Raw genomic sequence first — 23,502 nt, 5'->3', positions numbered from 1 at the left:
CAACGGTACATTTGTCACATGGCTTGCCCTCCCATTCGGCTCATCGGGCCGATTCCTATGCTCGTCGCGCTCTTCACCGCTTTCCTCGATCCCGATGCAACGCTCGCCCAGCACGATTGCAAGGCGCAGAAGGGACATGCACACGCCGGCGCGGTGAAAGGTGGCGGGCCTGCGCCATGGCCGTGGGACCTGCTTCATCACCGAATCGAACTGGACCTGAGCCAGGGCAGCGTGATCTCCGGCCAGTGCGCCTTGACAGCGACCCCGCGCACCGAAGGCGCCACCCAGTTGCCCCTTCAGCTGCTGGCGCTGAACGTCGACTCGGTGGTGCTGGCAGGCATACCGCTCCCATTCGTGCACGATGGCGAGGACCTGATGATCGACCTCCCGGGGCCGATCGGCATGCAGGACACCATCACGGTCACAGTCCATTACCGAGGCGACCCTGCATTGGACCCGAGCGGATTCGGTGGCCTCTACACCACCAGCCAGTACACCTACAACCTGGGCGTGGCCTTCCAGAGCGTCCCGCACAGCTACGGACGAGCGTGGTTCCCCTGCGCCGACAACTTCACGGAGCGCAGCACCTATGAATTCATCATCACCACGAACTCGGCCTGGAATGCATGGTGCAACGGAACGCTGCTGGGCGAATGGATGCCGGCAGCCGGCAAGCGCACGCGGCACTGGCGGCTGGACACGGCGATTCCCGCTTACCTCGCCGCAGTAGCCGCCTCCGACTACGTGGTGGTGCGCGACACCCTGCCCAGCCTTGCGGGCGAGCCGGTGCCCGTTGACCTTGTGGCCAAACCCGGGGACACCACCGCCATGAAGAGCTCCTTCGTCAACCTCCCCATCGCCTTGGCGCGATTCGAGGAGTGGTTCGGGGCCTACAGGTGGGAACGGATCGGGTACGTGCTCACACCGCTGGGCGCGATGGAGCACGCCACCAGCATCCATTACCCGCAGAGCATCGCCAATGGGTCGCTTTCCTACCAGGACATCATGGCCCATGAGCTGGCGCACAGCTGGTTCGGCAACCTCGTGACCTGCGAGCGCGCCGAGGAGATGTACATCAATGAGGGCTTCGCCGAATACCTGAGCTTCCTCTTCATCGAGGCCGTGGAGGGGGAAGCCGCCTACCGGGACCGTGTGCGTGCCAACCACCGCACCATGCTGCTCCGCGCCCACCTCGACGACGAAGGCTGGTGGGCACTGGCCGATGTACCGCAGGAATGGACCTACGGCGAGCACTCCTACAACAAGGGCGCGGATGTGCTCCATACCCTGCGGAGTTACATGGGCGACAGCCTCTTTCGGGGGGGCCTTACGAGCTTCCTGGATGCCCATGCCCTGCAGCATGTGAACACGGTGATGCTGCGCGACCATCTCAACCAGGCCACCGGCCTCGACCTCACCGACTACTTCAACGACTGGATACTGCAACCGGGCTGGGCCGCCTTCGAGGTAGACTCCATGGACGTGGCCGCGATACCGCTGCCTGACGGCACCTTCCCCACCACTGTCCATGTGCAGCAGAAGCAACGAGGGCCTTCCCAGCCCTACCAGAACGTTCCCGTCACCCTCTCCTTCATGGCTGCCGATGGCACCACATGGACTGACCCTGAGCCCAAGCTGCTCGGCGGCCCGCAGAGCATGGCCGCTTCCGCACCGCCCTTCATGCCGCGCTGGGCCATCCTCAACGGCGATGAGCGCATCAGCCTGGCGCAGACCTTCGATGCCGATTCCATCACCGGGCCGGCCACGCGGGTCTATGCCAACGCCGACCTTCGCGTAACGGTCAACAGCACCCCCCACCCGTTCGCGCTCCGCGTGGAGGAATACTGGGTGGCCGCAGACCCCGAGGCGGAGGAGTCGTTCGCCTATGTGGTCTCGCCCGATCGGTACTGGCGCATCCTGGGCAGCATGCCGGAGGGGGCCAGCATCAGTGCTCGCTTCACCTATGACGGGAGGCCCGCACCCGCGGTATCGTTCGACAGCGGACTTATGCAGCCGTTCAACGGGCTCGCCTTCCGGGAGGACAGCCTGGTGCTGCTATACCGGCCCGATGCGCGCTGGCCCTGGGTCAGGCACCCGGACCAGACGCTGAATACGGTGGGCAATGCCACCGATCGCTCCGGACGGATCGACATCAATGGCCTGCGTGCGGGCGAGTACTGCCTGGCGTGGCGCAAGAGCCCGGTGAACGTCGTGGAGACGACCGGAGGCATCACCGCTTGGAACATCCATCCCAACCCTGCGGCGCACTCTACCACGGTAAGCACAGGAGGGATGCAGCAGCAAGGCGTCCTCGAACTCTATGATGGACGCGGCCGCCTTGTGCGCTGGCTGCCGATGAATGGCGACTCCGCCGTGCTCGGCCTCGGGGGACTGGCACGCGGGAACTACCAGCTCCTGTTCTCACCGGCGATGGGCGCCCCCTCCGCTGTGGGCAGGGTGCTGGTTGACTGAGCCGGGCCCTACAGATCGAACGACTGGCGTTCACGCAAAACGCCATCCGTGGCGAAGAGCAGGCTGTACCGTCCCTTGGGCCAGCCGCGCACCGTCATCGCCACCTCGATGGTGAAGCGGCCCTTCTCAAGCACGCGGCCATCCTCGATCACGCGCACCGTGCGGCCTGCGGCATCCTTCACAACGATGCTCAGGAGCCCCGGATGCCGCTGCTGGAACTCCACCGTGCCGGACACGCTCACCGGCTCGTTGCTGAACAGCCTGCCCGGCTCCGGCACAGCGTACGCTGTGGTGTACCACGGCACCGACTGGCCGGTAACATCGGCCACGAGGCGCCGCAGCGCAAGGGTTGAGCCCGCATCCCCGCCATCGATGGCACTGATCGGATGGCCGTCGCTCACCGACCAAACGGCCTGCTGCACCGCTTGGTCGGGATAACGGTGCGCGCTGAGGTGCCTCGCCAGCTGCACAAGACGGCCATCAGCTGGGCCTCCCGCCAGATACACGCTCCCCGCTTGAGGGCCTGACTTGGAAGCCTCGCAGCAGAACACCCGGCACCGCACCGCACCGCTGGCACGCGGGGCCAGCACCAGCACCGACTCCTCCACCACCAGCAGGTCCTGCACGGCACTGTCCTGGCTCGCGAAGCGCCAGCCCGGCGGTATCACCAGACGAAGGGACCGCGCCTGTGGGTTGAAGGCCTCCACCGACAGCACCTCGCCCGCATGGCCACCTGAGCCGAAGGCGCGCAACTCCACAAGGCCCGAGCGCAGGAGGGAATCGAGCAGCTCCCTTGGGACTCCGCTCACAGGCCCGGCAGGCATCGCTGCAAGCCCTGCCATCACGATCCAATGCGACTTCATTCCCGGTAACAACGCATGCCACCGGGTGATCCGTGCGCAGGACAAGAACGGGGCCCTCAGCCAACGTAGCGGAGTCCACGGCCCGGATACCGCGCAGCGGTGCCGAGCTGCTCCTCGATCCGGATCAGCTGATTGTACTTGGCGATCCGATCGCTGCGGCTGGCGCTTCCCGTCTTGATCATGCCGCAATTCAGGGCCACGGCAAGGTCGGCGATGGTGCTGTCCTCGGTCTCACCGCTGCGGTGGCTCATGATGCTGGTGTACCCGCCGCGATGCGCCATCTCCACCGCTTCGATGGTCTCGGTCAGCGTGCCGATCTGGTTCACCTTCACCAGGATGCTGTTGGCGATGCCCTTGTCCATGCCTTCGCTCAGGCGCTTCGTGTTGGTCACGAAGAGATCATCGCCCACCAGCTGCACCCGGTCGCCGATGGCCTCGGTGAGCGACTTCCAGCCCGCCCAGTCATCCTCGGCCATGCCATCCTCGATGCTCACGATGGGGTAGCGTTTCGCCCAATCGGCCCACATGGCCGCCATCTCTGCGCTCGACAGGGAATCCCCGGTGCTTTCCAGGGTGTAGCGCTTCTTCTTGGCGTCATAGAACTCGGTGCTCGCGCAGTCCAGCGCCAGCACGATGTCCTCGCCGGGCTTGAAACCCGCATGCTCGATGGCCTGCATCACCAGCTTCAGCGCATCCTCGTTGCTGGGCAGGTCGGGCGCGAATCCGCCCTCATCGCCCACGTTGGTGCTCAACCCCTTCTTCTTCAGCACGCCCTTCAGCGCATGAAAGACCTCGGCCCCCATGCGGAGGCCCTCGGCGAAGTGCTTGGCTCCGACGGGCATGATCATGAACTCCTGAACATCCACCTTGTTGTCGGCATGCGCCCCGCCGTTGAGGATATTCATCAACGGCACAGGGAGCAGGCTGGCGTTCACCCCGCCCACATACCGATAGAGCGGAAGCCCGGCTTCGCTGGCGGCGGCCTTGGCCACCGCGAGGCTGACCCCGAGGATGGCATTGGCTCCGAGATTGCCCTTGTTCGGGGTGCCGTCCAACGCGATCATGGCCTGGTCGATCATCGCTTGATCGGTCACCAGCGCTCCATGCAGCTCATTGTTCAGCGTCCCGTTGACATTCTCCACGGCTTTCCTCACACCCTTGCCGAGGTACCGCTTCTTGTCACCGTCCCGCAGCTCTGAGGCTTCATGGGCACCCGTGCTGGCTCCGCTTGGCACCGCGGCGCGACCCATGTGCCCCGCATCGGTCCACACGTCCACTTCAATGGTCGGATTGCCGCGGGAGTCGAGGATCTCGCGGGCCTGGATCTTGGCGATCAAGCTCATGGATGCAGGATTAGGCGTTCTGTGGTGACCGGTCCGCGAGCACGCTTGACCTCATGTGCTCCACGAAGCGGTCGAATAGGTAACGGCTGTCGTAAGGGCCCGGGCCAGCCTCCGGGTGGTACTGCACGCTGAATACGGGGCGGCCCTTGAGCCGGATGCCCGCCACGCTGCCATCATTCAGGTGCACATGCGTGATCTGCACATCGGCATGGGCCTCTGCATCCGAGGGCTTCACCACGAAACCATGGTTCTGCGAGGTGATCTCGTCACGTCCCGTGGTGAGGTCCTTGACCGGATGGTTGATGCCCCTGTGGCCATGGTGCATCTTTCCGGTGCGCATGCCCAGGCTCTCCGCAAGCAACTGGTGCCCCAGACAGATGCCGAAGATGGGCAGGCCGGTTGCCACTACCTCCTTAACCAGCGCTACGCTTGCCGGCATCGCAGCCGGATCGCCCGGGCCATTGCTCAGGAGGAAGCCATGCGGCCGCCAATCGAGCATCTCCGCCAACGATGCCACCATGGGGAACACGCGCACCCGGCAGCTGCGCTCGCCGAGGCATCGTTCGATGTTGCGCTTCACGCCGAAATCCACAAGCGCCACACGGAACTCCGCATCCGCTGGGCCAGTCTCGTAAGGAACCCGCGTGCTCACCCGGCTGCTCAATTCCAGGCCCTCCATCGAGGGGGCCTCAGCCAAGCGCTGCCGGAGCGCATCGAGGTCCATGCTGCTGCTGCTGATCAGGGCATTCTGGTGCCCGTGATCACGGATGTGGCGCACAAGGCGGCGCGTATCGATGTCGCTGATTCCGACCACGCCTGCGGCCTTAAGGTAATCATCCAGCGACCCGGTGCCACCTGGACGGCTCCACACGTTGCTGAACTTCTTCACCACCAGGCCCGCGATGGTGACCTTTCCGCTCTCCTCCTCGCCCGCCTTGACCCCGTAGTTGCCGATGTGCGGCGAGGCCATCGTCATGATCTGCCCGGTGTAACTGGGGTCCGTGAATACCTCCTGATAGCCGGTCATTCCGGTATTGAAGCAGACCTCTCCCACCGCGATGCCAGGGGCGCCAATGGCGCGGCCCCTGAACAGCGTACCGTCGGCGAGGAGCAGGACGGCTTCGGGGCGTTGGCTGATGAGCATGACGGGCAGCGGGCGCGAAGATACCCGGCCCTTCGCATGCGGGCGGGAGGGATCTTCCACAGCTGTTGAAAAGGTCAGCGCGGATAAGGGAAAGCCTCTTGTCGAGATTCACTGCCCGGTCGCGGCGGAGCTCCACGGTTTCGGTGCGGGGCCCATCGCCCTTGGCGCAGAACCGCTCAACGCCCAGGAGGCAGATCCGGCCGGAGCAGGCAGCCCCAATGATGTCTGCGGTGCGCGGACTTGCATTGCCTCCAGCCGCTTCGATCCATGTGAATGGGGCGGGCTCGCCGATGATGCCATCGGTGATGCGCCCTTTCAGGATGAGCTGGTGATGGCGCCCAGGCTGATCATGCAGCGGCATGGCGCACATCGCCGCGAGCGCAAGGAGTGCAGCGTACCGGATGGAAGGGCCGAGCCGCATCGCTGGACGCGGACGGATGACACTCCCTTGGGTTGACCATGAACGAATACAGCCCAACGCAAAGAGGCGCCCTCTCGAGCGCCTCCCCGCGAATCTCATTGCGGCGATCACTCGCCCTTGGCCTCCTCGGCACCGCCCTCAGCCTTGGCCTCAGCGCCGCCCTCGGCCTTCTTGCCGGTGCTGCGGCGGCTGCGGCGCGTCTTCTTCGCCTCGGCGCCGGCCTTCTCCTTCACGTAAACGGTGTTGAAGTCCACCAGTTCGATCATGGCCATCTCAGCCGCATCGCCTAGGCGATTGCCCAGCTTGATGATGCGGGTGTATCCACCGGGACGCTCCGCCACCTTGGGGGCCACATCGCGGAAGAGGACCGCCGTTGCCGACTTGTTCTGCAGGTCGGCGAAGACCATGCGGCGGCTGTTCGTGCTGTCGTCCTTGCTGCGGGTGATGATGGGCTCCACGAACCGGCGCAGCGCGCGGGCCTTGGCCAGCGTGGTCTCGATGCGCTTGTGCTCGATCAGCGAGACGGCCAGGTTGCTCAGCAGGGCGTCGCGGTGGGCCTTCTTGCGGCCCAAGGCGTTGTTCTTGTTTCCGTGTCTCATGGTCGTTGACTTTCGCTCGCGTAAGTGGCGACGCACGCGTCGCCACTGCGCTCACTCTTTATCCAGCTTGTACTTGCTCAGGTTCATCCCGAAGCTCAGGCCTTTGTTCTCCACCAGGTCCTCCAGCTCGGTGAGGCTCTTCTTGCCGAAGTTGCGGAACTTCAACAGGTCGTTCTTATTGTAGCTCACCAGGTCGCCGAGGGTCTCGATATCGGCGGCCTTCAAGCAGTTCAGCGCGCGCACGCTCAGGTCCATGTCCACCAGCTTGGTCTTCAGCAGCTGGCGCATGTGCAAGCTGTCCTCGTCGAAGCCCTCCTCCTGCACGCGCTCCTCGACCTCAAGGCTGATGCGCTCATCGCTGAAGAGCATGAAGTGATGGATCAGGATCTTGGCAGCCTCCTGCAGGGCGTTCTTCGGCGTGATGCTGCCGTCCGTGACCACCTCGATGGTGAGCTTCTCGTAGTCGGTCTTCTCCTCCACGCGGGTGTTCTCCACCGTGTACTTCACGTTCTTGATGGGCGTGAAGATGGAGTCGATGAAAATGGTGCCCACCGGGGCGTTGGTCTTGTTCTCGTCAGCAGGGACGTAACCGCGACCCTTCCCGATGGCGAGCTCAACGTGCAGCTTCACGCCCGGCTCCATGTGGCAGATCACCAGTTCAGGGTTAAGCACTTGGAATCCGGTGGTCTGGCGACCGATATCACCGGCGGTGAAGATGTCCTTGCCGGTGATGGTGAGGCTCACCCGCTCGGTGCTGCTGTCCTCCAGCTGGCGGCGGAAGCGCACCTGCTTCAGGTTGAGCACGATCTCGGTCATGTCCTCGATCACTCCCTTGATGGTGGTGAACTCATGGTCCACGCCGTCGATCCGCACGCTGGTGATGGCGTAGCCCTCCAGGCTGGAGAGCAGGATGCGGCGCAGGGAGTTGCCGATGGTGATGCCATAGCCGGGCTCAAGCGGCCGGAACTCGAAGGTGCCGCGCTTGTCATCGGATTCGATCATCGTGACCTTGTCGGGCCGCTGGAATTCGAGAATGGGCATGGTTGGGTTGTTCGTGTGTTCGTTCGTCAGTGGATGCTCCTCCGCCTCGTTCGTGCCCCAAGGGCGGATTACTTCGAGTACAGTTCCACGATGAGCTGCTCGCGGATGTTCTCGGGGATCTGCGCACGCTCGGGCATGGCGATCACCTTGCCGGTCATGCTCGCAGGGTTCCACTCGAGCCAGTCGAAGCGCCTGCTGCTCACGTTCACGCTGTTGGTGATGGTCTCAAGCGAGCGGCTCTTCTCGCGCACGGCCACGCTCTGTCCGGGCCTGAGCGTATAGCTGGGCACGTTCACCACCTGGCCGTCCACCGTGATGTGGCCATGGCTCACCAGCTGACGGGCAGCACGCCGGGTGGGCGCAACCCCCAGGCGGAACACCGTATTATCGAGCCGGGCCTCGCAGAGCTGAAGCAGCACCTCACCGGTGATGCCCTTCTTGCTGGCGGCCGTGTGGAACATCTTCTCGAACTGCCGCTCAAGGATGCCGTAGGTGTACTTGGCCTTCTGCTTCTCGCGCAGCTGGGTGGAGTACTCGCTGTCCTTCTTGCGCCGCTTGCTCGGGCCGTGCTGGCCGGGGGCATGGGGCTTGCGCTCCATCCACTTGTCGGGGCCGAGGATGGCCTCGCTGAATTTGCGGGCGATGCGGGTCTTGGGTCCAGTGTAACGTGCCATGGTCTTCGTTTTGGGTGCGGCCTTCGTTTCCCGCACCGACAGCGGAGCGTGCGTCAATCACGCTCCTACAGGTTGATTTATGGTTAAACGCGGCGCTTCTTGGGCGGACGGCAGCCGTTGTGGGGCATAGGGGTTATGTCGACGATCTCGGTGACCTCCACGCCGTTGTTGTGCAGGGCGCGGATGGCGCTCTCGCGCCCGCTCCCGGGGCCCTTCACGAACACCTTGACCTTGCGGAGGCCCAGTTCGAAGGCCTCGCGTGCCGCCTCTTCGGCGCTCACCTGGCCCGCGTACGGCGTGTTCTTCTTGCTGCCGCGGAAGCCCTGCTTGCCGGAGGACGACCAGCTGATCACCTCGCCCTTGTTGTTGGTGAGGCTGATGATGAGGTTGTTGAACGAGGCTTGGATGTGGGCCTGGCCGAAGGCCTCCACCACCACGTTCTTCTTCTTCTTCTTGCCGGAAGCGGCGCCTTTCTCTTGCTGCTTTGCCATGTCTGTTCAGTTGTCGGTGTCCGTTGCCGGCGGTCAGCAGCTGCCGACGGCTGACAACGGGCGGCTGATTCTTACTTGGTCGCCTTCTTCTTGTTGGCCACGGTCTTGCGCTTGCCCTTGCGGGTCCGGCTGTTGGTGCGGGTGCGCTGTCCACGCACGGGCAAACCGCTGCGGTGCCGCTGGCCGCGCCAGCTGCCGATGTCCACCAAGCGCTTGATGCTGAGCTGCACTTCGCTGCGCAGCGCGCCCTCCACCTTCACATGCTCGTTGATGTGCTGGCGGATGCGGGCCTGCTCCTCATCGGTCCAGTCCTCCACCTTGGTGTCGGGATCCACACCGCTCTTCTGGAGGATGTCCAGCGCTGTGCTGCGGCCGATGCCGTAGATGTAGGTGAGGCCGATGCAGCCCCGTTTGCTCTTGGGTAGGTCGATGCCTGCGATACGTGCCATGCTCGTGCGTTTATCAGCCCTGACGCTGCTTGAACTTAGGGTTCTTCTTGTTGATGATGTACAGGCGCCCTTTGCGGCGGACGATCTTGCAGTCCGCCGAGCGCTTCTTGAGGGAGGCCCTGACCTTCATGGTTTCCTGTGTTCTTAGCTCTTGTATCGGAAGGTGATGCGGCCTTTGCTCAGGTCATACGGGCTCATCTCCACCTTCACCTTGTCGCCGGGCAGGATCCGGATGTAGTGCATCCGCATCTTCCCGCTGATGTGTGCGATGATCACGTGACCGTTCTCCAGCTCGACACGGAACATGGCATTGCTCAGCGCCTCCTTGATGACGCCGTCCTGCTCTATGGTCCCCGTCTTGCTCATCCTTCCGTTCGTTCTCTTGTTCGTTTCCTCTCCGTTTCCGCTCCCCGCATCATGGCGCCTTCTTGCGCCCTTATGCGGTGATCGATTCACCTTTCGACTTCAGCACATCCTCGATGTAGCTGAATGTTGACAAGACCTCTGCCTTTCCCGGGCGCACCGCCACGTTGTGCTCGTAGTGCGCGCTGGGCTTGCCATCGCGCGTCACCACCGTCCATCCGTCGCCCAGCTGCTTCACCTCCTTCACGCCCATGTTGATCATGGGCTCGATGGCGAGCACCATGCCGGTGCGCAGCCTCACGCCGTGCCCGCGGCGGCCGTAGTTCGGCACTTCCGGCGCCTCGTGGAGCCTGCGGCCCACGCCGTGCCCCACCAGCTCCCGCACCACGCTGTAGCCATTGGCTTCCGCGTGCTGCTGGATGGCGTGCCCGATGTCACCCGTGCGGTTGTTCTCGATCGCCGCCTCGATGCCCCTTTCCAGGCACTCGCGCGTCACCTGCAACAGGCGCCGCACCGGCTCGGCCACTTCGCCCACCGTGAAGGTGAAGGCGCTGTCGCCGTAGAACCCGTTCATCAGCACGCCGCAGTCCACGCTGGCCACATCGCCATCGCGCAGCGTGCGCTGGCCCGGGAGGCCATGCACCACCTCCTCGTTCACGCTGATCAACAGCGTGCTCGGGCAGTCGTACAGGCCCTTGAAGCCGGGCACCGCGCCATTGTCGCGGATGAACTCCTCCGCAAGGCGGTCGAGCTCACCGGTGGTGACGCCGGGCGCGATGCGCTTCGCCACTTCGGCCAAGGTCTTCCCAACAAGCAAAGAACTCTCTCTCAGCACTGCGATCTCGTCATCGCTCAGATGGACCAGGGGCTTGCTCCCCATGGTCTATCCGGCCATGCCGTAGGCCGCTCCCTGACTCCGCCCCTTGATGCGCCCGCTCTTCATCAGACCGTCATAATGACGCATCAGTAGGTGGCTCTCGATCTGCTGGAGCGTGTCCAAGAGCACGCCCACCATGATCAGCAATGAAGTCCCGCCGAAGAACTGAGCGAAGCCCTGCTTGATGCCCATCATGCCGGCGAACGTCGGCAGGATGGCCACGATGCCGAGGAAGATGGCACCGGGCAAGGTGATCCGCGAGAGCAGCTCATCGATGTGCGATGCCGTGGCCTTCCCGGGCTTGACGCCGGGGATGAAGCCGCCGTTCCGCTTCATGTCATCTGCAAGCTGGTTCGGGTTCACGGTGATGGCGGTATAGAAATAGGTGAAGGCCACCACCATGAGGAAGAGCGCGATGTTGTAGCCCCAGCCCTGGCTGCTGGCCGCCGTGTTCATCCAGTTGCGCACCGACTCGCTTAGGAAGGGCGCCTGGGCGATGTACATCGGCACCAGAACGATGGCTTGGGCGAAGATGATCGGCATGACCCCTGCGGCGTTCACCTTAAGCGGGATGTAGTTCCGAACGCCGCCGTACTGCTTGTTGCCAACGACGCGCTTGGCGAATTGAACCGGGATACGCCGCGTGCCCTGCACCAGCAGGATGCAGCCGGCGATGATGAGCACCCAGATCACCACCTCCACCAGCAGCAGCACCAAGCCGCCGCCACCGGGGCCCATGCGGCCCACCACCTCCTGGGCGAAGCTCTGCGGGAACTGAGCCAGAATGCCGATCATGATGATGAGGGAGATGCCGTTCCCAAGGCCCCGCTCCGTGATCCGCTCACCGAGCCACATCACGAACAGCGTGCTGGCGGTGAGGATCACGACGCTCGACCAGACCCAGCCCCAGCTGTCCAGCGGGGCAGCGTCGGGCTCGATGCTGGTGTAGATGTAGCCCGGCGCCTGTGCCACGCAGATGGCGATGGTGAGGTAGCGCGTCCATTGGTTCAGCTGGCGCCTGCCGCTCTCCTCCTTCTGTTTCTTCTGCACGGCCGGGATGGCGATGCCGGCCAACTGCATGATGATGGACGCCGAGATGTAGGGCATGATGCCCAAGGCGAAGATGCTGGCGCGCGTGAAGGCGCCGCCGGTGAAGATCGAGAGGATCTCTGCGATACCCCCGGCCGCCGACGAGGCATCGGACATCTTGGTGCTGTCCACCCCGGGGAGGACGATGAAGCTGCCGATCCGGTACACCAGCAGCAGGCCCAGCGTGATGAGGATGCGGTTGCGCAGCTCCTCGATGCGCCAGATGTTCTTGACCGTTTCGATCAGGTTCTTCATGCCTTAGGCCTTGGGGGCTACGGTGGCGATGGTCTCCGCCTTGCCGCCTTTGGCCTCGATGGCGGCCTTGGCGGTGGCGCTGAAAGCGTGCGCGGTGATGGTGAGGGCGCCGGTGAGCTCGCCGCGGCCCAGCACCTTCAGCTTGTCGTTCTTGGCGATGATGCCGTTGGCCCGAAGCACCTCGGGGTCGATCGCCGTGAGCTTCTTGGCATCGGCCAGCGCCTGGATCGCATCCAGGTTGATGCCCTTGTACTCCACGCGGGTGGGGTTCGTGAAGCCGAACTTCGGCACACGGCGCACCAGAGGCATCTGGCCGCCCTCGAAGCCGCGCTTGCGGTTGTAGCCGCTGATGGCCTTCTGGCCCTTGTGCCCCTTGGTGGAGGTGCCGCCACGGCCGCTGCCCTGGCCACGGCCCAGGCGCTTGTTCTTCTTGGTGGCCCCTTCGGCCGGTTTCAGTCTGCTCAGGTCCATTGTCGTTCGGTGCTAAGGGTTCAGGCCTGCTTCACGTTCACCAGGTGCTCCACCTTGCGCACCATGCCCAGCACCTGGGGGGTGCCTTCGAGCACGGTGCTCTTGCCGATGCGGCCCAGGCCCAAGGCCTTCAGGGTCGCCTTCTGGCGCTTCGGGCACTTGATCTGGCTGCTGGTCTGGGTGATGATGATCTTGCTCATGGTTCGTCCGCCATAGCCTTGGCGGGCGGGGTCTTTATCCGTTGAATACGCGCTCCAGTTTCACGCCGCGCTGGCGGGACACCATGTTGGCGTCGCGCATGCTCGTAAGGGCCTCGATGGTCGCCTTCACCACGTTGTGCGGGTTGCTGCTGCCCTTGCTCTTGGCGAGCACGTCGGTGACCCCGACGCTCTCGAGCACGGCGCGCATGGCGCCGCCGGCGATCACGCCCGTGCCGTGCGCGGCAGGCTTCAGGAACACCTGGGCCCCGGCGAACTTGCCCTCCTGCGGGTGCGGGATGGTGCCCTTCAGCACCGGCACCTTCACCAGGTTCTTCTTGGCGTCGTCGATGCCCTTGGCGATGGCCTCCTGCACCTCCTTGGCCTTGCCCAGGCCATGGCCCACCACACCGTTCTCATTGCCCACCACCACGATGGCGGCGAAGGTGAAGGTGCGGCCGCCCTTGGTCACCTTGGTAACACGGTTGAGGGCGACGAGCTTATCCTTCAGCTCCAGATCGCTGCTCTTGACCTTCTTGACGTTCGTATCGGACATGGGTTCGGTGTGATCAGAAGTTGAGGCCTGCTTCGCGGGCGGCTTCGGCCAGCGCCTTCACGCGGCCATGGTAGAGGTAGCCATTGCGGTCGAACACCACCTTCTCGATGCCCGCCGCCTTCGCCTTCTCGGCGATGGCCTGGCCCACCAGCTTGGCCTGCTCGATCTTGGGCACGCCCTGGGCCTTCTTGTCCTTGTGCGAGGAGGCGCTCACCAGCGTGCGGCCAGCCTCGTCGTCGATGATCTGGGCGTACATGCCCGTGTTGCTGCGGTAGACCGAGAGGCGCGGGCGCTCCGGCGTTCCGGATACGCTCTTGCGCACCCGTTGCTTGATCTTGAGTCTGCGTGATTCCCTGCTGAATGCCATGGCTCCTCGGATTATTTGCCTGCCGCTTTGCCGGCCTTGCGACGCACTGCCTCGCCCACGAACCGCACGCCCTTGCCCTTGTAAGGCTCCGGCTTGCGCAGCGCGCGCAGCTTGGCGGCCACCTGGCCGATGAGTTGCTTGTCCGCGCTCTCCAGGCGGATGATGGGGTTCTTCCCTTTCTCCTGGGCCGCCGCCACCTTGATCTGCGGGGGAAGCACCAGGGTGACGGTGTGCGAGAAGCCGAGCGCGAGCTGCAGCTGCTGGCCCTTGGCGGTGGCGCGATAGCCCACGCCCACGAGCTCCTGCTCGATCACGAAGCCCTCGCTCACGCCCTTCACCATGTTGGCGATGAGTGCGCGGTAGAGCCCGTGCTTGGCACGGTGCGGCTTGGCGTCGCTGGGGCGCTCCACGGTCACCGCGGCGCCGTCCTTCTTCAGGCTGATGGCCGGGTCGACGGCCTGCTCCAAGGTGCCTTTCGGGCCCTTCACGGTAACCAGGTTCTTATCGCTGATGCTGATCTCCACCCCCTTGGGCAGTTCGATCGGCGCTTTTCCGATGCGGCTCATGTTCCTTTCGTTCTTAGCTCACGTAGCACAGCACTTCACCGCCCACGTTCAGCGCGCGCGCCTCCTTGTCGGTGACCACGCCCTTGCTGGTGGAGATGATGGCCACGCCCAGGCCGTTCATCACGCGGGGCAGCTGCTCCACGTGGGCGTATTTGCGCAGGCCCGGCGTGCTCACGCGGCTCAGCTCGCGGATGGCGCTCTGGCGGGTCTGCGGGTCGTACTTCAGGGCGATCTTGATCAGGCCCTGCTTGCCGTCCTCCTCGGCCTTCCAGGAGAGGATGTAGCCCTTGTCGTACAGGATGCGCGTGATGTCCTTCTTCAGGTTGCTCGCGGGCACCGTGACGACCTTCTTGCGCGCCTGGATGGCGTTGCGCAGTCGGGTGAGGTAATCGGCGATGGGATCGGTGGTCATGGTCGTAATGCGGTTCCAGGTTTACCAGCTGCCTTTGGTCACGCCGGGGATCTTGCCCTCCAGCGCCATCTGGCGGAACATGTTGCGGGAGATGCCGAACAGGCGCATGTAGCCCCGGGGACGGCCGCTGATCTGGCAGCGGTTGTGCATGCGCACCTTGCTGCCGTTCGCGGGCAGCTGCTGCAGCTTCTCCCACTCGCCGGCCTTCTTCAGGGCAGCGCGCTTGGCGGCGAACTTCTCCACCATCTTGGCGCGCTTGCGCTCGCGGGCCTTCATGGATTCCTTGGCCATGGTCTCTTGTGTTATTTCTTGTCTGCGAAGGGGAAGCCGAAGGCGGTGAGCAGGCTCTTGGCCTCCTCATCGGTCTTGGCGGTGGTCACGAAGGTGATGTCCATCCCCTGGATCTTCGTCACCTTATCGATGTCGATCTCCGGGAAGATGATCTGCTCCTTCACCCCGAAGGTGAAGTTGCCACGGCCGTCGAAGCCTCCGGGCTTCACTCCGCGGAAGTCGCGCGTACGGGGCAGGCTCACTGCGATCAGGCGATCCAGGAACTCGTACATCCGATCGCCGCGCAGCGTCACGCGCGCGCCAATGGGCATGCCCTTCCGCAGCTTGAAGTTGCTGATGTCCTTCTTGGAGGTGGTGGCAACCGCCTTCTGGCCCGCGATGGTGGTCATCTCGGCCACGGCGTTCTCCACCACCTTCTTGTCGCCCACGGCGCTGCCAAGGCCCTGGTTGAGGCTGATCTTGACGATGCGGGGCACCTGCATGGGGCTCTTGTACCCGAACTCCTTCTGGAGCTTGGGGGCCACCTCTTCGGTGTATTTGGCGCGGAGCCTGGGAACGTAGCTCATGGCTTAGGCCTTGGATTTCTTGGTCTTGACGTAGCGCTCCAGCTTGCCCTCCTTGGCGAGCCGGCGGCCTACGCGGCCCGGTTCACCCGTCTTGGCATCGATCAGCATGAGGTTGCTGATGTGGATGGGGCCCTCCTTCTCCACGATGCCGCCCTGGGGGTTGGCCGTGGTGGGCTTGCTGTGCTTCTTGTTGATGTTGAGGCCCTCGACGATGGCGACCATGCGGTCACGGTCCACCTCGAGCACGCGCCCCTGCTTGGAGCGGTCCTCGCCGGCGAGCACCTTCACCATGTCGCCCTTCTTGATGTGCGTCTTCTTCTGCATGGCTTACAGTACTTCGGGGGCCAGGGAGATGATCTTCATGAACTTCTTCTCGCGCAGCTCCTTCGCCACGGGGCCGAAGATGCGGGTGCCCTTCATCTCGCCGGCGGCGTCGAGGATCACCACGGCGTTGTCGTCGAAGCGGATGTAGCTGCCGTCCTTGCGGCGGGTCTCCTTCCTGGTGCGCACCACCACCGCCTTGTGCACGGTGCCCTTCTTGGCCTGCCCGTTTGGCATGGCGTCCTTGATGCTCACCACGATGGTGTCCCCGATGCGGGCGTAGCGACGGCCGCTGCCGCCGAGCACCCGGATGCACAGCACCTCCTTGGCGCCGCTGTTGTCGGCCACATTGAGCCGGGATTCCTGTTGGATCATGGCTGTGCTTGGATTACTTGGCTCGTTCGATGATCTCCACCAGGCGCCAGCGCTTGAGCTTGCTCACCGGGCGAGTCTCCATGATGCGCACCGTGTCGCCCACATGCGCCTCGCCCTTCTCGTCGTGCGCCATGAACTTGCTGGAGAGCTTCACGAACTTCCCGTACTTCTTGTGCATCACGCGCCGCTCAACGGTGACGGTGATGCTCTTGCTCATCTTGTCGCTGGTGACCACGCCGATGCGCTCCTTGCGCAGGTTGCGGTCGGTGGTGCTCGTCTCGGTGCTCATTTGCCGGCGGTATTGGCGAGCTCGCGCTTGCGGAGCTCGGTGAGGATGCGGGCCACCTCCTTGCGCTTGGAGCGCAGCTGCATCGGGTTCTCGATGGGGCTCACGGTGTGGTTGAACCGCAGCTTGGTCAATCCGCTGCGCTCCTCCTGCAGCTTGTCCTGCAGTTCCTGCACGGTGAGGTCATTCAGTTCCAGTCCTTTCTTCTTCATGGCTCTCGCTTATTGGCCGTCGTAATCCTCGCGCACCACGAACTTGGTGGGGATGGGCAGTTTCTGGGCCGCCAGGCGCAGGGCCTCCTGCGCGGTGCCCATCGGCACGCCGTCCACCTCGAAGATGATGCGGCCCGCATGGCACACCGCCACCCAGTGGTCGAGCGAGCCTTTGCCCTTGCCCATTCGCACCTCGGCGGGCTTGCTGGTCACGGGCTTATCGGGGAACACCTTGATCCACACCTGGCCTTCACGCTTCATATGGCGGGTGAGCGCCACACGGGCGGCCTCGATCTGGCGGCTGGTGAGCCAAACGCTCTCCATGGCCTTGAGGCCGAAGGATCCGAGGGTGACACGGTGGCCGCGCTGGGCCGTGCCCTTCATGCGGCCCTTGTGCATATTGCGGCGCTTGCTGCGCTTCGGTTGCAACATGGCTCTTAGCTGTTACGGTTGTTTCCGCCACGGCGATCCCCGCCACGGCGCTCTCCTCCTCCACCACGGCGCTCACCGGCACCGGGCCCGCGGCGCTCGCGGCGCTCCGGACGGTCGCCGCCCATGCGGGGACCTGCCGGGCCGCCTTTGGGCTGGCCCACGTTGGGGCTCAGGTCGCGCTTGCCGTAAACCTCGCCGCGCATGATCCAGCACTTCACCCCGATGCGGCCCATCTTGGTGTGCGCCTCGGTGATCGCGAAGTCGATATCGGCGCGCAGGGTGTGCAGGGGCACACGGCCCTCACGGTAGCTCTCGGTTCGGGCGATCTCCGCCCCGTTGAGGCGTCCTGCAACGGTGAGCTTGATGCCCTCGGCGCCCATGCGCATGGTGCTGGCCACGGCCATCTTCATGGCGCGGCGGAAGCTGATGCGGCCCTCGAGCTGGCGGGCGATGCTGTCGGCCACCAGGCGGGCGTCGAGCTCGGGGCGCTTGATCTCGAAGATGTTGATCTGGACGTCCTTGCCCGTGAGCTTCTTGAGCTCCTCGCGCAGCTTGTCCACCTCGGCGCCGCCCTTGCCGATGATCACCCCCGGACGTGCCGTATTGATGGTGACGGTAACGAGCTTCAGCGTGCGCTCGATGACGATCTTGCTCACGCTGGCCTTCTTCAGGCGCGCCATGAGGTACTGGCGGATCTTCTCGTCCTCCACCAGTTTCTCGGTGTAGTCGTTCCCGCCGTACCAGTTGCTGTCCCAGCCCTTGATGAAGCCGAGGCGCGTTCCGATCGGATGTGCTTTCTGTCCCATAGTGCGTTGTTCTCGGCTTAGGCCTGGGTGCTGTCGACGATGAGGCTCACGTGGTTGCTGCGCTTCTTCATGCGGTAGGCACGGCCCTGCGGCGCGGGCAGCATGCGCTTGAGGCCGCGGGCCTCGTTCACCTGCACGCTCTTCACCACCAGGCCGGCCTCGTCGGCCTTGCGGCCCTCGTTCTTGGCCTCCCAGTTCGCGATGGCGCTCATCAGCAGCTTCTCCAGGTCGCGGCTGCTGTGGCGGGTGCTGAAGCGCAGGATGCCCAGCGCCTTGTCCACCTGCTGGCCACGGATCAGGTCCGCCACCTGGCGCATGCGGCGCGGCGAGGTGGGCACATTGCGCAGGTGCGCGATGGCCACGGTCTTCATGACCTCCTTGCGCTTGTCCGCTGCTAGTTTCTTACGGGCTCCCATGGGCTTGCTCAGTTGCTCTTGTTACCGGAGTGGCCGCGGAAGGTGCGGGTGGGGGCGAATTCGCCCAGCTTGTGGCCCACCATGTTCTCGGTCACGTACACCGGGATGAACTTGTTGCCGTTGTGCACCGCGATGGTGAGGCCCACGAACTCGGGGGTGATGGTGCTGGCACGCGACCAGGTCTTGATCACGTTCTTCTTGCCCGAGGACTGTGCCTCGCCCACGCGCTTGCTCAGCTTGTAGTGGACGAACGGCGGTTTCTTGAGTGAACGGCTCATTGGCTATCGGGGGGATCAGGCGCCCTTCTTGGCGTTGATGCGTTCGAGGATGAAGCGGTTGCTGCGGTTCTTCGGCGCGCGGGTCTTCTTGCCCTTCGCCAACAGGCCCTTCCGGCTGCGCGGGTGGCCGCCGGAGGCGCGGCCTTCGCCGCCGCCCATGGGATGGTCCACCGGGTTCATGGCCACCGCACGGGTGCGTGGGCGGCGGCCCTGCCAGCGGCTGCGGCCGGCCTTGCCGCTCTTCTGCAGCATGTGCTCGGCATTGCCCACGGTGCCCACCGTGGCCAGGCAGGCCACCAGCACCATGCGCAGCTCGCCGCTGGGCATCTTCAGCGTGGCATACTTGCCCTCCCGGGCGCTCAGCTGGGCGAAGGTGCCCGCGCTGCGGGCGATGGCGCCGCCCTTGCCGGGCTGGAGCTCGATGTTGTGCACCACCGTGCCCAGCGGGATCTCGCTCAGCGGGAGCGTGTTGCCCACCTCGGGCGCCACGCCGCTGCGGCCGCTCACCAGCGTCTGGCCCACCTGCAGGCCGTTCGGCGCCAGGATGTAGCGCTTCTCGCCATCGGCGTAGCTCAACAGGGCGATGCGCGCGCTGCGGTTCGGGTCGTACTCGATGGTCTTCACCACCGCAGGGATGCCGTGCTTGTCGCGCTTCAGGTCGACCACGCGGTAGCGCTGCTTATGACCGCCGCCGATGTAGCGCATGGTCATCTTGCCCTGATTGTTGCGGCCGCCGGACTTGTTGCGACCGCTGGTCAGGGACTTCTCCGGCACGTTGGTCGTCACGCCCTCGAAGTCGGTGATCACCCGGTGGCGGGTGCCGGCGGTGACGGGATTGAGCTTGCGGATACCCATGGCTTAGATGCTGCTGTAGAGGTCGATGGTGTCTCCGGCCTTCACGGTGACGATGGCCTTCTTCGTGGCCGGGGTGCGGCCGCGAAGGATGAGGCTCTTCGTGTAGCGCGTGCGGCGCTTGCCGTGCGAGATCATGGTGCGCACGCCGGTGACGGTGACGTTGTACTCCTTCTCGACGGCCTGCTTGATCTGCACCTTGTTGCTGGTGCGGGCGACGACGAAGCCGTAGCGGTTCTCCTTCTCGCCCTGGGCCGTCATCTTCTCGGTGACGATCGGTCGGATGATGATCTGGCTCATGGCTTACTTGGTGAGGATGGCCTCCAGCGGTGCGATCGCGTCCTTGGCGATGAGCAGGCCGTTGGCGTTCATGATGTCGTAGGTGCTGAGCTCGCTGGCCACCACCACGCGGGCGCGCTGGAGGTTGCGGCTGCTGAGCAGCAGGTTATCATCCTTGGCGGGCACCACCACCACGGCCTTGCGCGTGCCGAGCTCGAAGGCCTTGAGCATCGCAGCCAGTTCCTTGGTCTTCGGGGCGCCCATGGCAGCGCTGTCCAGCACCTTGATGGCACCGTCCTTGGCCTTGTAGGTGAGGGCGCTGCGGCGGGCCAGGTCCTTCACCTTCTTGTTCAGCTTGAAGTGGTAGTCGCGCGGCTGGGGGCCGAACACGCGTGCTCCGCCGGGGAAGAGCGGGCTCTTGATGGAGCCCTTGCGGCTGCCGCCCGTGCCCTTCTGCCGGTGCAGCTTCTTGGTGCTGCCGCTCACCTCGCTCTTCTCCAGCGTCTTGGCGGTGCCTTGGCGCTTGTTGGCGAGATGCTGCTTCACGTCCAGCCAGATGGCGTGGTCGTTGGGCTGCTCGATCGCGAACACCGCGTCGCTCAGCTTGGCTTTCTTGCCGGTGGACTTGCCGTCCTTGCCGTAGATTTCGAGTTCCATCTTACTTCCAGATGATCACGAAGCTGCCCTTAGGACCGGGGACGGTACCGCGCAGCAGCAACAGGTTCTTGGATGCGTCCACTTTCACCACCTTCAGGTTCTCGGTGGTCACCTTGTTCCCGCCGGTGCGGCCCGCCATGCGCATGCCTTTGAACACGCGGCTGGGATACGAGCTGCCGCCCAGCGAACCGGGAGCACGGCTGCGGTCATGCTGGCCGTGGGTGGCTTCGCCCACGCCGCTGAAGCCGTGGCGCTTCACCACGCCCTGGAAGCCCTTGCCCTTGCTGTTGCCGGTCACCGTCACGAAGCTGCCCTCCTCGAAGAGGTCAACGCCGATGGTGTCGCCCAGCTTCAGCTCGCTCTCGAACTCCTTGAACTCGTGGGCCATCACCTTGGGGGTGGTGCTGGCCTTCTTGTAGTGGCCCATGGCCGCAGCGGGCGTGCTCTTCGCACGGCGCTCGCCCGCGGAGAGCTGCACGGCCTGGTAACCGTCCTTCTCCAGGGTCTTCACGTGGCTGACCACGTTGGGGGCCGCCTCGATCACGGTGCATGCCACAAGGCTGCCGTCCGTGTCGTACAGGCTGGTCATCCCGATCTTCTTGCCGATCAATCCGCTCATGGCTCTGTGGTGCTATCGGTCAGACTTTGATCTCCACCTCCACGCCGCTGGGGAGCTCCAGCTTCATCAGCGCATCGATGGTCTTGCTGCTGCTGCTGTAGATGTCCATCATGCGCTTGTAGCTGCACAGCTGGAACTGCTCGCGCGCCTTCTTGTTGACGTGCGGGCTCCGCAGCACGGTGAACATGCGCTTGTGGGTGGGCAGGGGGATGGGACCGCTCACCACGGCGCCGGTGGTCTTCACCGTCTTCACGATCTTCTCGGCGCTCTTGTCGACCAGGTTGTGGTCATACGACTTGAGCTTGATCCGGATCTTCTGGGTCATCTCGGTTCGCGGATTAGGCTGACACTTTGCCGCGCACCTTGGCCAGCACGGCCTCGGTGACGTTGTTGGGGGCTTGCTCGTAATGGCTGAATTCCATGGTGCTGCTGGCACGGCCGGAGCTCATGGTGCGGAGGCTCGTCACGTAGCCGAACATCTCGCTCAGGGGCACCTGGCCTTTGATGGCCTTGGCACCGGCACGGTCCTCCATGCCCTGGATGGTGCCCCGACGGCGGTTCAGGTCGCCCACGATGTCGCCCATGTTCTCCTCGGGCGTCACCACCTCGATCTTCATGATGGGCTCCAGCAGCACCGGCTTGCACTTCGGCACCGCGGTGCGGAAGGCGCTCTTCGCGCAGATCTCGAAGCTCAGCGCGTCGGAGTCCACATTGTGGTAGCTGCCGTCGTAAAGGGTCACCTTCAGGCTCTCCATCGGGAAGCCGGCGAGCACGCCGTTCTTCAGCGAGGCCTCGAAGCCCTTGGCCACCGGCTGGATGAATTCCTTCGGGATGACGCCGCCCTTGATCTCGTCGACGAACTCCAGGCCGGTCTTCTCGGGATCGGTCTGCGGCTCGATGCGCACATGGATGTCGGCGAACTTGCCTCGGCCGCCGGTCTGCTTCTTGTACAGCTCACGGTGCTCCACGGTGCCCGTGATGGCCTCCTTGTACTTCACCTGGGGGGCGCCCTGGTTGCACTCCACCTTGAACTCGCGCTTCAGGCGGTCCACGATGATCTCCAGGTGCAGTTCGCCCATGCCGCTGATCACGGTCTGGCCGGTGTCCTCATCGGTGTGGACCTTGAAGGTGGGATCCTCCTCGGCCAGCTTGGCGAGGGAAGCACCCAGCTTGTCCAGGTCGGCCTGGGTCTTGGGCTCCACCGCGACGCCGATCACCGGCTCGGGGAAGCTCATGCTCTCCAGCACGATCGGGTTGTTCTCATCGCACAGCGTATCGCCCGTGCGGATATCCTTGAAGCCCACAGCAGCGCCGATGTCGCCGGCCTCGATGACCTCGACGGGATTCTGCTTGTTGGCGTGCATCTGGAAGATGCGGCTGATCCGCTCCTTGTTGCCCGAGCGCATGTTCCTCACGTAGCTGCCGGCGGGCACCGCACCGCTGTAGCAGCGGAAGAAGGCCAGGCGGCCCACATAGGGGTCCGTGGCGATCTTGAAGGCCAGGCTCGCCATGGGCTCTTTCGCATCGGGACGGCGCGTCACCTCCTCACCGGTATCCGGATTGGTGCCGGTCACCGCCTCGATGTCCACGGGGCTGGGCAGATAGGCCATCACGGCATCGAGCATGGTCTGCACGCCCTTGTTCTTGAAGGAACTGCCGCACAGGATGGGCGTGATGCTCATGCTGATGGTGCTCTTCCGGATGGCGTTCATGATCTCCGCCTCCGTCAGGCTGTTCGCATCAGCGAAATACTTCTCCATGAGGGTGTCATCGCTCTCGGCAACGGCCTCGATGAGCTTGCCACGCCACTCTTCCACGGTCTCCTGCAGGTCGGCAGGGATCGGCACTTCGGTCCAGGTCATGCCCTGGTCGTGCTCGTTCCACACCATGCCGCGGTTGTTGACCAGGTCCACCACGCCCTTGAAGTCGGCCTCGGCGCCGATGGGCACCTGCAGGGGAATGGGGTTGGCGCCAAGGCGCTCCTTGATCTGCTTGACCACATTGAAGAAGTCGGCACCGCTGCGGTCCATCTTGTTCACGAAGCCGATGCGGGGCACCTTGTACTTGTTGGCCTGGCGCCAAACGGTCTCGCTCTGGGGCTCCACGCCGCCCACGGCGCAGAACAGCGCCACGGCCCCGTCGAGCACGCGCAGGCTGCGCTCCACCTCCACGGTGAAGTCCACGTGGCCCGGGGTGTCGATCAGGTTGATCTTGTACTCATTGCCCCGGTACTTCCAGCTGGTGGTGGTGGCGGCGCTGGTGATGGTGATGCCGCGCTCCTGCTCCTGCTCCATCCAATCCATGGTGGCGGCACCATCGTGCACCTCACCGATCTTGTGGGTCAACCCGGTATAGTACAGGATGCGCTCGGACGTGGTGGTCTTGCCGGCATCGATGTGCGCCATGATGCCGATGTTGCGCGTGTATTTGAGGTCGCGTGCCATGTGGCTGTGCTCGTTGGC

At 64.3% G+C, this 23,502-nt stretch carries 36 protein-coding genes; 2 read left to right on the top strand and 34 right to left on the bottom strand.

What is annotated here, in order from left to right:
• Positions 1-18 precede the first annotated feature (18 nt).
• Entirely contained in the window at positions 19-2,472 is a 2,454-nt protein-coding gene (locus QY325_15685; GenBank protein ID WKZ66191.1) for a M1 family metallopeptidase, read from the top strand.
• A gap of 8 nt (positions 2,473-2,480) precedes the next feature.
• Here the strand turns inward: QY325_15685 and QY325_15680 are convergent, their stop codons facing one another.
• From QY325_15680 to carA, 3 genes are read right to left on the bottom strand one after another with little or no spacing between them, the layout of a single operon-like run.
• Entirely contained in the window at positions 2,481-3,335 is an 855-nt protein-coding gene (locus tag QY325_15680) for a hypothetical protein (protein WKZ66190.1), read from the bottom strand.
• Positions 3,336-3,391: 56 nt separating this feature from the next.
• Positions 3,392-4,678, bottom strand: coding sequence for a phosphopyruvate hydratase (gene eno / locus QY325_15675; protein WKZ66189.1), 1,287 nt, complete (start codon positions 4,676-4,678; stop codon positions 3,392-3,394).
• A 10-nt stretch (positions 4,679-4,688) separates the two neighbouring features.
• Complete coding sequence (carA, locus tag QY325_15670) at positions 4,689-5,822, bottom strand: glutamine-hydrolyzing carbamoyl-phosphate synthase small subunit (protein ID WKZ66188.1); 1,134 nt, start codon at positions 5,820-5,822, stop codon at positions 4,689-4,691.
• Here carA and QY325_15665 point away from each other — a divergent pair.
• Positions 5,815-6,279 carry a hypothetical protein gene (locus tag QY325_15665; GenBank protein ID WKZ66187.1) on the top strand — a complete coding sequence of 155 codons (465 nt, stop codon included), beginning with the start codon at positions 5,815-5,817 and terminating at the stop codon, positions 6,277-6,279. The two genes, carA and QY325_15665, sit on opposite strands and share 8 nt — an antisense overlap.
• 71 nt (positions 6,280-6,350) lie before the next feature.
• Here the strand turns inward: QY325_15665 and rplQ are convergent, their stop codons facing one another.
• The 31 genes from rplQ to fusA form a co-directional block, all read right to left on the bottom strand.
• Complete coding sequence (gene rplQ, locus QY325_15660; GenBank protein ID WKZ66186.1) at positions 6,351-6,842, bottom strand: 50S ribosomal protein L17; 492 nt, start codon at positions 6,840-6,842, stop codon at positions 6,351-6,353.
• 51 nt (positions 6,843-6,893) lie between these two features.
• Positions 6,894-7,883, bottom strand: a complete 990-nt coding sequence (locus QY325_15655) for a DNA-directed RNA polymerase subunit alpha (GenBank protein ID WKZ66185.1) — start codon at positions 7,881-7,883, stop codon at positions 6,894-6,896.
• A gap of 68 nt (positions 7,884-7,951) precedes the next feature.
• Positions 7,952-8,557: a 30S ribosomal protein S4 gene (gene rpsD, locus QY325_15650; protein ID WKZ66184.1), complete on the bottom strand. Its 606-nt coding sequence runs from the start codon at positions 8,555-8,557 to the stop codon at positions 7,952-7,954.
• Positions 8,558-8,640: 83 nt separating this feature from the next.
• On the bottom strand, positions 8,641-9,048 hold the full coding sequence (gene rpsK, locus QY325_15645; GenBank protein ID WKZ66183.1) for a 30S ribosomal protein S11: 408 nt from the start codon (positions 9,046-9,048) through the stop codon (positions 8,641-8,643).
• Between the two features lie 71 nt (positions 9,049-9,119).
• Positions 9,120-9,497: a 30S ribosomal protein S13 gene (rpsM, locus tag QY325_15640; protein ID WKZ66182.1), complete on the bottom strand. Its 378-nt coding sequence runs from the start codon at positions 9,495-9,497 to the stop codon at positions 9,120-9,122.
• A 13-nt stretch (positions 9,498-9,510) separates the two neighbouring features.
• Positions 9,511-9,627 carry a type B 50S ribosomal protein L36 gene (gene ykgO / locus QY325_15635; protein ID WKZ66181.1) on the bottom strand — a complete coding sequence of 39 codons (117 nt, stop codon included), beginning with the start codon at positions 9,625-9,627 and terminating at the stop codon, positions 9,511-9,513.
• Positions 9,628-9,641: 14 nt separating this feature from the next.
• Positions 9,642-9,863 carry a translation initiation factor IF-1 gene (gene infA / locus QY325_15630; protein ID WKZ66180.1) on the bottom strand — a complete coding sequence of 74 codons (222 nt, stop codon included), beginning with the start codon at positions 9,861-9,863 and terminating at the stop codon, positions 9,642-9,644.
• Positions 9,864-9,933: 70 nt separating this feature from the next.
• Positions 9,934-10,725: a type I methionyl aminopeptidase gene (gene map, locus QY325_15625; GenBank protein ID WKZ67998.1), complete on the bottom strand. Its 792-nt coding sequence runs from the start codon at positions 10,723-10,725 to the stop codon at positions 9,934-9,936.
• A gap of 18 nt (positions 10,726-10,743) precedes the next feature.
• Positions 10,744-12,081 (bottom strand): preprotein translocase subunit SecY, encoded by a 1,338-nt coding sequence (secY, locus tag QY325_15620; protein WKZ66179.1) that lies wholly within the window; start codon positions 12,079-12,081, stop codon positions 10,744-10,746.
• A gap of 3 nt (positions 12,082-12,084) precedes the next feature.
• On the bottom strand, positions 12,085-12,552 hold the full coding sequence (rplO, locus tag QY325_15615; GenBank protein ID WKZ66178.1) for a 50S ribosomal protein L15: 468 nt from the start codon (positions 12,550-12,552) through the stop codon (positions 12,085-12,087).
• 20 nt (positions 12,553-12,572) lie between these two features.
• Positions 12,573-12,752: a 50S ribosomal protein L30 gene (rpmD, locus tag QY325_15610; protein WKZ66177.1), complete on the bottom strand. Its 180-nt coding sequence runs from the start codon at positions 12,750-12,752 to the stop codon at positions 12,573-12,575.
• A 34-nt stretch (positions 12,753-12,786) separates the two neighbouring features.
• The gene (gene rpsE, locus QY325_15605) at positions 12,787-13,305 is read right to left on the bottom strand and encodes a 30S ribosomal protein S5 (protein WKZ66176.1); all 519 of its coding nucleotides are present in this window, start codon (positions 13,303-13,305) and stop codon (positions 12,787-12,789) included.
• Between the two features lie 13 nt (positions 13,306-13,318).
• On the bottom strand, positions 13,319-13,672 hold the full coding sequence (rplR, locus tag QY325_15600) for a 50S ribosomal protein L18 (GenBank protein WKZ66175.1): 354 nt from the start codon (positions 13,670-13,672) through the stop codon (positions 13,319-13,321).
• Between the two features lie 11 nt (positions 13,673-13,683).
• Entirely contained in the window at positions 13,684-14,238 is a 555-nt protein-coding gene (gene rplF, locus QY325_15595; GenBank protein WKZ66174.1) for a 50S ribosomal protein L6, read from the bottom strand.
• A gap of 13 nt (positions 14,239-14,251) precedes the next feature.
• Positions 14,252-14,650 carry a 30S ribosomal protein S8 gene (gene rpsH / locus QY325_15590; protein ID WKZ66173.1) on the bottom strand — a complete coding sequence of 133 codons (399 nt, stop codon included), beginning with the start codon at positions 14,648-14,650 and terminating at the stop codon, positions 14,252-14,254.
• Between the two features lie 21 nt (positions 14,651-14,671).
• Entirely contained in the window at positions 14,672-14,941 is a 270-nt protein-coding gene (gene rpsN / locus QY325_15585) for a 30S ribosomal protein S14 (protein WKZ66172.1), read from the bottom strand.
• 11 nt (positions 14,942-14,952) lie between these two features.
• Positions 14,953-15,507, bottom strand: a complete 555-nt coding sequence (gene rplE / locus QY325_15580) for a 50S ribosomal protein L5 (protein WKZ66171.1) — start codon at positions 15,505-15,507, stop codon at positions 14,953-14,955.
• A 3-nt stretch (positions 15,508-15,510) separates the two neighbouring features.
• Entirely contained in the window at positions 15,511-15,831 is a 321-nt protein-coding gene (gene rplX / locus QY325_15575; protein ID WKZ66170.1) for a 50S ribosomal protein L24, read from the bottom strand.
• A gap of 3 nt (positions 15,832-15,834) precedes the next feature.
• Positions 15,835-16,203, bottom strand: a complete 369-nt coding sequence (gene rplN, locus QY325_15570; GenBank protein ID WKZ66169.1) for a 50S ribosomal protein L14 — start codon at positions 16,201-16,203, stop codon at positions 15,835-15,837.
• Between the two features lie 13 nt (positions 16,204-16,216).
• A complete protein-coding gene (gene rpsQ, locus QY325_15565) occupies positions 16,217-16,492 on the bottom strand; it encodes a 30S ribosomal protein S17 (GenBank protein ID WKZ66168.1) in 276 nt (91 codons plus the stop codon).
• Positions 16,489-16,701, bottom strand: coding sequence for a 50S ribosomal protein L29 (gene rpmC / locus QY325_15560; protein ID WKZ66167.1), 213 nt, complete (start codon positions 16,699-16,701; stop codon positions 16,489-16,491). Before rpmC ends, rpsQ begins: the two co-directional genes overlap by 4 nt.
• A gap of 9 nt (positions 16,702-16,710) precedes the next feature.
• A complete protein-coding gene (gene rplP, locus QY325_15555; GenBank protein ID WKZ66166.1) occupies positions 16,711-17,133 on the bottom strand; it encodes a 50S ribosomal protein L16 in 423 nt (140 codons plus the stop codon).
• Between the two features lie 5 nt (positions 17,134-17,138).
• On the bottom strand, positions 17,139-17,939 hold the full coding sequence (gene rpsC, locus QY325_15550; GenBank protein WKZ66165.1) for a 30S ribosomal protein S3: 801 nt from the start codon (positions 17,937-17,939) through the stop codon (positions 17,139-17,141).
• Positions 17,940-17,956: 17 nt separating this feature from the next.
• On the bottom strand, positions 17,957-18,355 hold the full coding sequence (rplV, locus tag QY325_15545) for a 50S ribosomal protein L22 (GenBank protein WKZ66164.1): 399 nt from the start codon (positions 18,353-18,355) through the stop codon (positions 17,957-17,959).
• 8 nt (positions 18,356-18,363) lie between these two features.
• Positions 18,364-18,633 (bottom strand): 30S ribosomal protein S19, encoded by a 270-nt coding sequence (gene rpsS, locus QY325_15540; GenBank protein WKZ66163.1) that lies wholly within the window; start codon positions 18,631-18,633, stop codon positions 18,364-18,366.
• A gap of 15 nt (positions 18,634-18,648) precedes the next feature.
• Positions 18,649-19,488 (bottom strand): 50S ribosomal protein L2, encoded by an 840-nt coding sequence (gene rplB / locus QY325_15535; protein ID WKZ66162.1) that lies wholly within the window; start codon positions 19,486-19,488, stop codon positions 18,649-18,651.
• A gap of 3 nt (positions 19,489-19,491) precedes the next feature.
• Positions 19,492-19,785: a 50S ribosomal protein L23 gene (gene rplW / locus QY325_15530; protein ID WKZ66161.1), complete on the bottom strand. Its 294-nt coding sequence runs from the start codon at positions 19,783-19,785 to the stop codon at positions 19,492-19,494.
• 3 nt (positions 19,786-19,788) lie between these two features.
• On the bottom strand, positions 19,789-20,421 hold the full coding sequence (rplD, locus tag QY325_15525; GenBank protein ID WKZ66160.1) for a 50S ribosomal protein L4: 633 nt from the start codon (positions 20,419-20,421) through the stop codon (positions 19,789-19,791).
• 1 nt (position 20,422) lies between these two features.
• Complete coding sequence (rplC, locus tag QY325_15520; GenBank protein WKZ66159.1) at positions 20,423-21,040, bottom strand: 50S ribosomal protein L3; 618 nt, start codon at positions 21,038-21,040, stop codon at positions 20,423-20,425.
• Between the two features lie 19 nt (positions 21,041-21,059).
• Positions 21,060-21,365: a 30S ribosomal protein S10 gene (rpsJ, locus tag QY325_15515; protein ID WKZ66158.1), complete on the bottom strand. Its 306-nt coding sequence runs from the start codon at positions 21,363-21,365 to the stop codon at positions 21,060-21,062.
• A gap of 13 nt (positions 21,366-21,378) precedes the next feature.
• Positions 21,379-23,484 (bottom strand): elongation factor G, encoded by a 2,106-nt coding sequence (gene fusA / locus QY325_15510; protein ID WKZ66157.1) that lies wholly within the window; start codon positions 23,482-23,484, stop codon positions 21,379-21,381.
• Positions 23,485-23,502 lie beyond the last annotated feature (18 nt).

Source organism: Flavobacteriales bacterium, assembly GCA_030584065.1.
GTDB lineage: Bacteria > Bacteroidota > Bacteroidia > Flavobacteriales_F > PHOS-HE28 > PHOS-HE28.
Note: the sequence above shows the minus strand (reverse complement) of the source record. Positions and strands in the feature narration are given on the sequence as shown.

Coding starts and splice junctions, on each gene's coding strand:
- rplF (WKZ66174.1), bottom strand. CDS start 14,238: ATGAGCCGCATCGGAAAAGCGCCGATCGAACTGCCCAAGGGGGTGGAG.
- infA (WKZ66180.1), bottom strand. CDS start 9,863: ATGAGCAAGACGGGGACCATAGAGCAGGACGGCGTCATCAAGGAGGCG.
- rplB (WKZ66162.1), bottom strand. CDS start 19,488: ATGGGTATCCGCAAGCTCAATCCCGTCACCGCCGGCACCCGCCACCGG.
- rplN (WKZ66169.1), bottom strand. CDS start 16,203: ATGATCCAACAGGAATCCCGGCTCAATGTGGCCGACAACAGCGGCGCC.
- rplR (WKZ66175.1), bottom strand. CDS start 13,672: ATGGCATTCAGCAGGGAATCACGCAGACTCAAGATCAAGCAACGGGTG.
- QY325_15680 (WKZ66190.1), bottom strand. CDS start 3,335: ATGAAGTCGCATTGGATCGTGATGGCAGGGCTTGCAGCGATGCCTGCC.
- rplV (WKZ66164.1), bottom strand. CDS start 18,355: ATGGGAGCCCGTAAGAAACTAGCAGCGGACAAGCGCAAGGAGGTCATG.
- rplQ (WKZ66186.1), bottom strand. CDS start 6,842: ATGAGACACGGAAACAAGAACAACGCCTTGGGCCGCAAGAAGGCCCAC.
- rplO (WKZ66178.1), bottom strand. CDS start 12,552: ATGGACCTGAGCAGACTGAAACCGGCCGAAGGGGCCACCAAGAAGAAC.
- eno (WKZ66189.1), bottom strand. CDS start 4,678: ATGAGCTTGATCGCCAAGATCCAGGCCCGCGAGATCCTCGACTCCCGC.
- rpsK (WKZ66183.1), bottom strand. CDS start 9,048: ATGGCAAAGCAGCAAGAGAAAGGCGCCGCTTCCGGCAAGAAGAAGAAG.
- QY325_15685 (WKZ66191.1), top strand. CDS start 19: ATGGCTTGCCCTCCCATTCGGCTCATCGGGCCGATTCCTATGCTCGTC.
- rpmC (WKZ66167.1), bottom strand. CDS start 16,701: ATGAAGAAGAAAGGACTGGAACTGAATGACCTCACCGTGCAGGAACTG.
- carA (WKZ66188.1), bottom strand. CDS start 5,822: ATGCTCATCAGCCAACGCCCCGAAGCCGTCCTGCTCCTCGCCGACGGT.
- secY (WKZ66179.1), bottom strand. CDS start 12,081: ATGAAGAACCTGATCGAAACGGTCAAGAACATCTGGCGCATCGAGGAG.
- rplP (WKZ66166.1), bottom strand. CDS start 17,133: ATGTTGCAACCGAAGCGCAGCAAGCGCCGCAATATGCACAAGGGCCGC.
- QY325_15665 (WKZ66187.1), top strand. CDS start 5,815: ATGAGCATGACGGGCAGCGGGCGCGAAGATACCCGGCCCTTCGCATGC.
- rpsS (WKZ66163.1), bottom strand. CDS start 18,633: ATGAGCCGTTCACTCAAGAAACCGCCGTTCGTCCACTACAAGCTGAGC.
- rplD (WKZ66160.1), bottom strand. CDS start 20,421: ATGGAACTCGAAATCTACGGCAAGGACGGCAAGTCCACCGGCAAGAAA.
- rpmD (WKZ66177.1), bottom strand. CDS start 12,752: ATGAGCAAGATCATCATCACCCAGACCAGCAGCCAGATCAAGTGCCCG.
- rplW (WKZ66161.1), bottom strand. CDS start 19,785: ATGAGCCAGATCATCATCCGACCGATCGTCACCGAGAAGATGACGGCC.
- rplE (WKZ66171.1), bottom strand. CDS start 15,507: ATGAGCTACGTTCCCAGGCTCCGCGCCAAATACACCGAAGAGGTGGCC.
- rpsN (WKZ66172.1), bottom strand. CDS start 14,941: ATGGCCAAGGAATCCATGAAGGCCCGCGAGCGCAAGCGCGCCAAGATG.
- rpsE (WKZ66176.1), bottom strand. CDS start 13,305: ATGTCCGATACGAACGTCAAGAAGGTCAAGAGCAGCGATCTGGAGCTG.
- rpsM (WKZ66182.1), bottom strand. CDS start 9,497: ATGGCACGTATCGCAGGCATCGACCTACCCAAGAGCAAACGGGGCTGC.
- rpsJ (WKZ66158.1), bottom strand. CDS start 21,365: ATGACCCAGAAGATCCGGATCAAGCTCAAGTCGTATGACCACAACCTG.
- rpsQ (WKZ66168.1), bottom strand. CDS start 16,492: ATGAGCACCGAGACGAGCACCACCGACCGCAACCTGCGCAAGGAGCGC.
- rpsD (WKZ66184.1), bottom strand. CDS start 8,557: ATGGCACGTTACACTGGACCCAAGACCCGCATCGCCCGCAAATTCAGC.
- rpsC (WKZ66165.1), bottom strand. CDS start 17,939: ATGGGACAGAAAGCACATCCGATCGGAACGCGCCTCGGCTTCATCAAG.
- rplX (WKZ66170.1), bottom strand. CDS start 15,831: ATGCAGAAGAAGACGCACATCAAGAAGGGCGACATGGTGAAGGTGCTC.
- rpsH (WKZ66173.1), bottom strand. CDS start 14,650: ATGACCACCGATCCCATCGCCGATTACCTCACCCGACTGCGCAACGCC.
- QY325_15655 (WKZ66185.1), bottom strand. CDS start 7,883: ATGCCCATTCTCGAATTCCAGCGGCCCGACAAGGTCACGATGATCGAA.
- fusA (WKZ66157.1), bottom strand. CDS start 23,484: ATGGCACGCGACCTCAAATACACGCGCAACATCGGCATCATGGCGCAC.
- ykgO (WKZ66181.1), bottom strand. CDS start 9,627: ATGAAGGTCAGGGCCTCCCTCAAGAAGCGCTCGGCGGACTGCAAGATC.
- rplC (WKZ66159.1), bottom strand. CDS start 21,040: ATGAGCGGATTGATCGGCAAGAAGATCGGGATGACCAGCCTGTACGAC.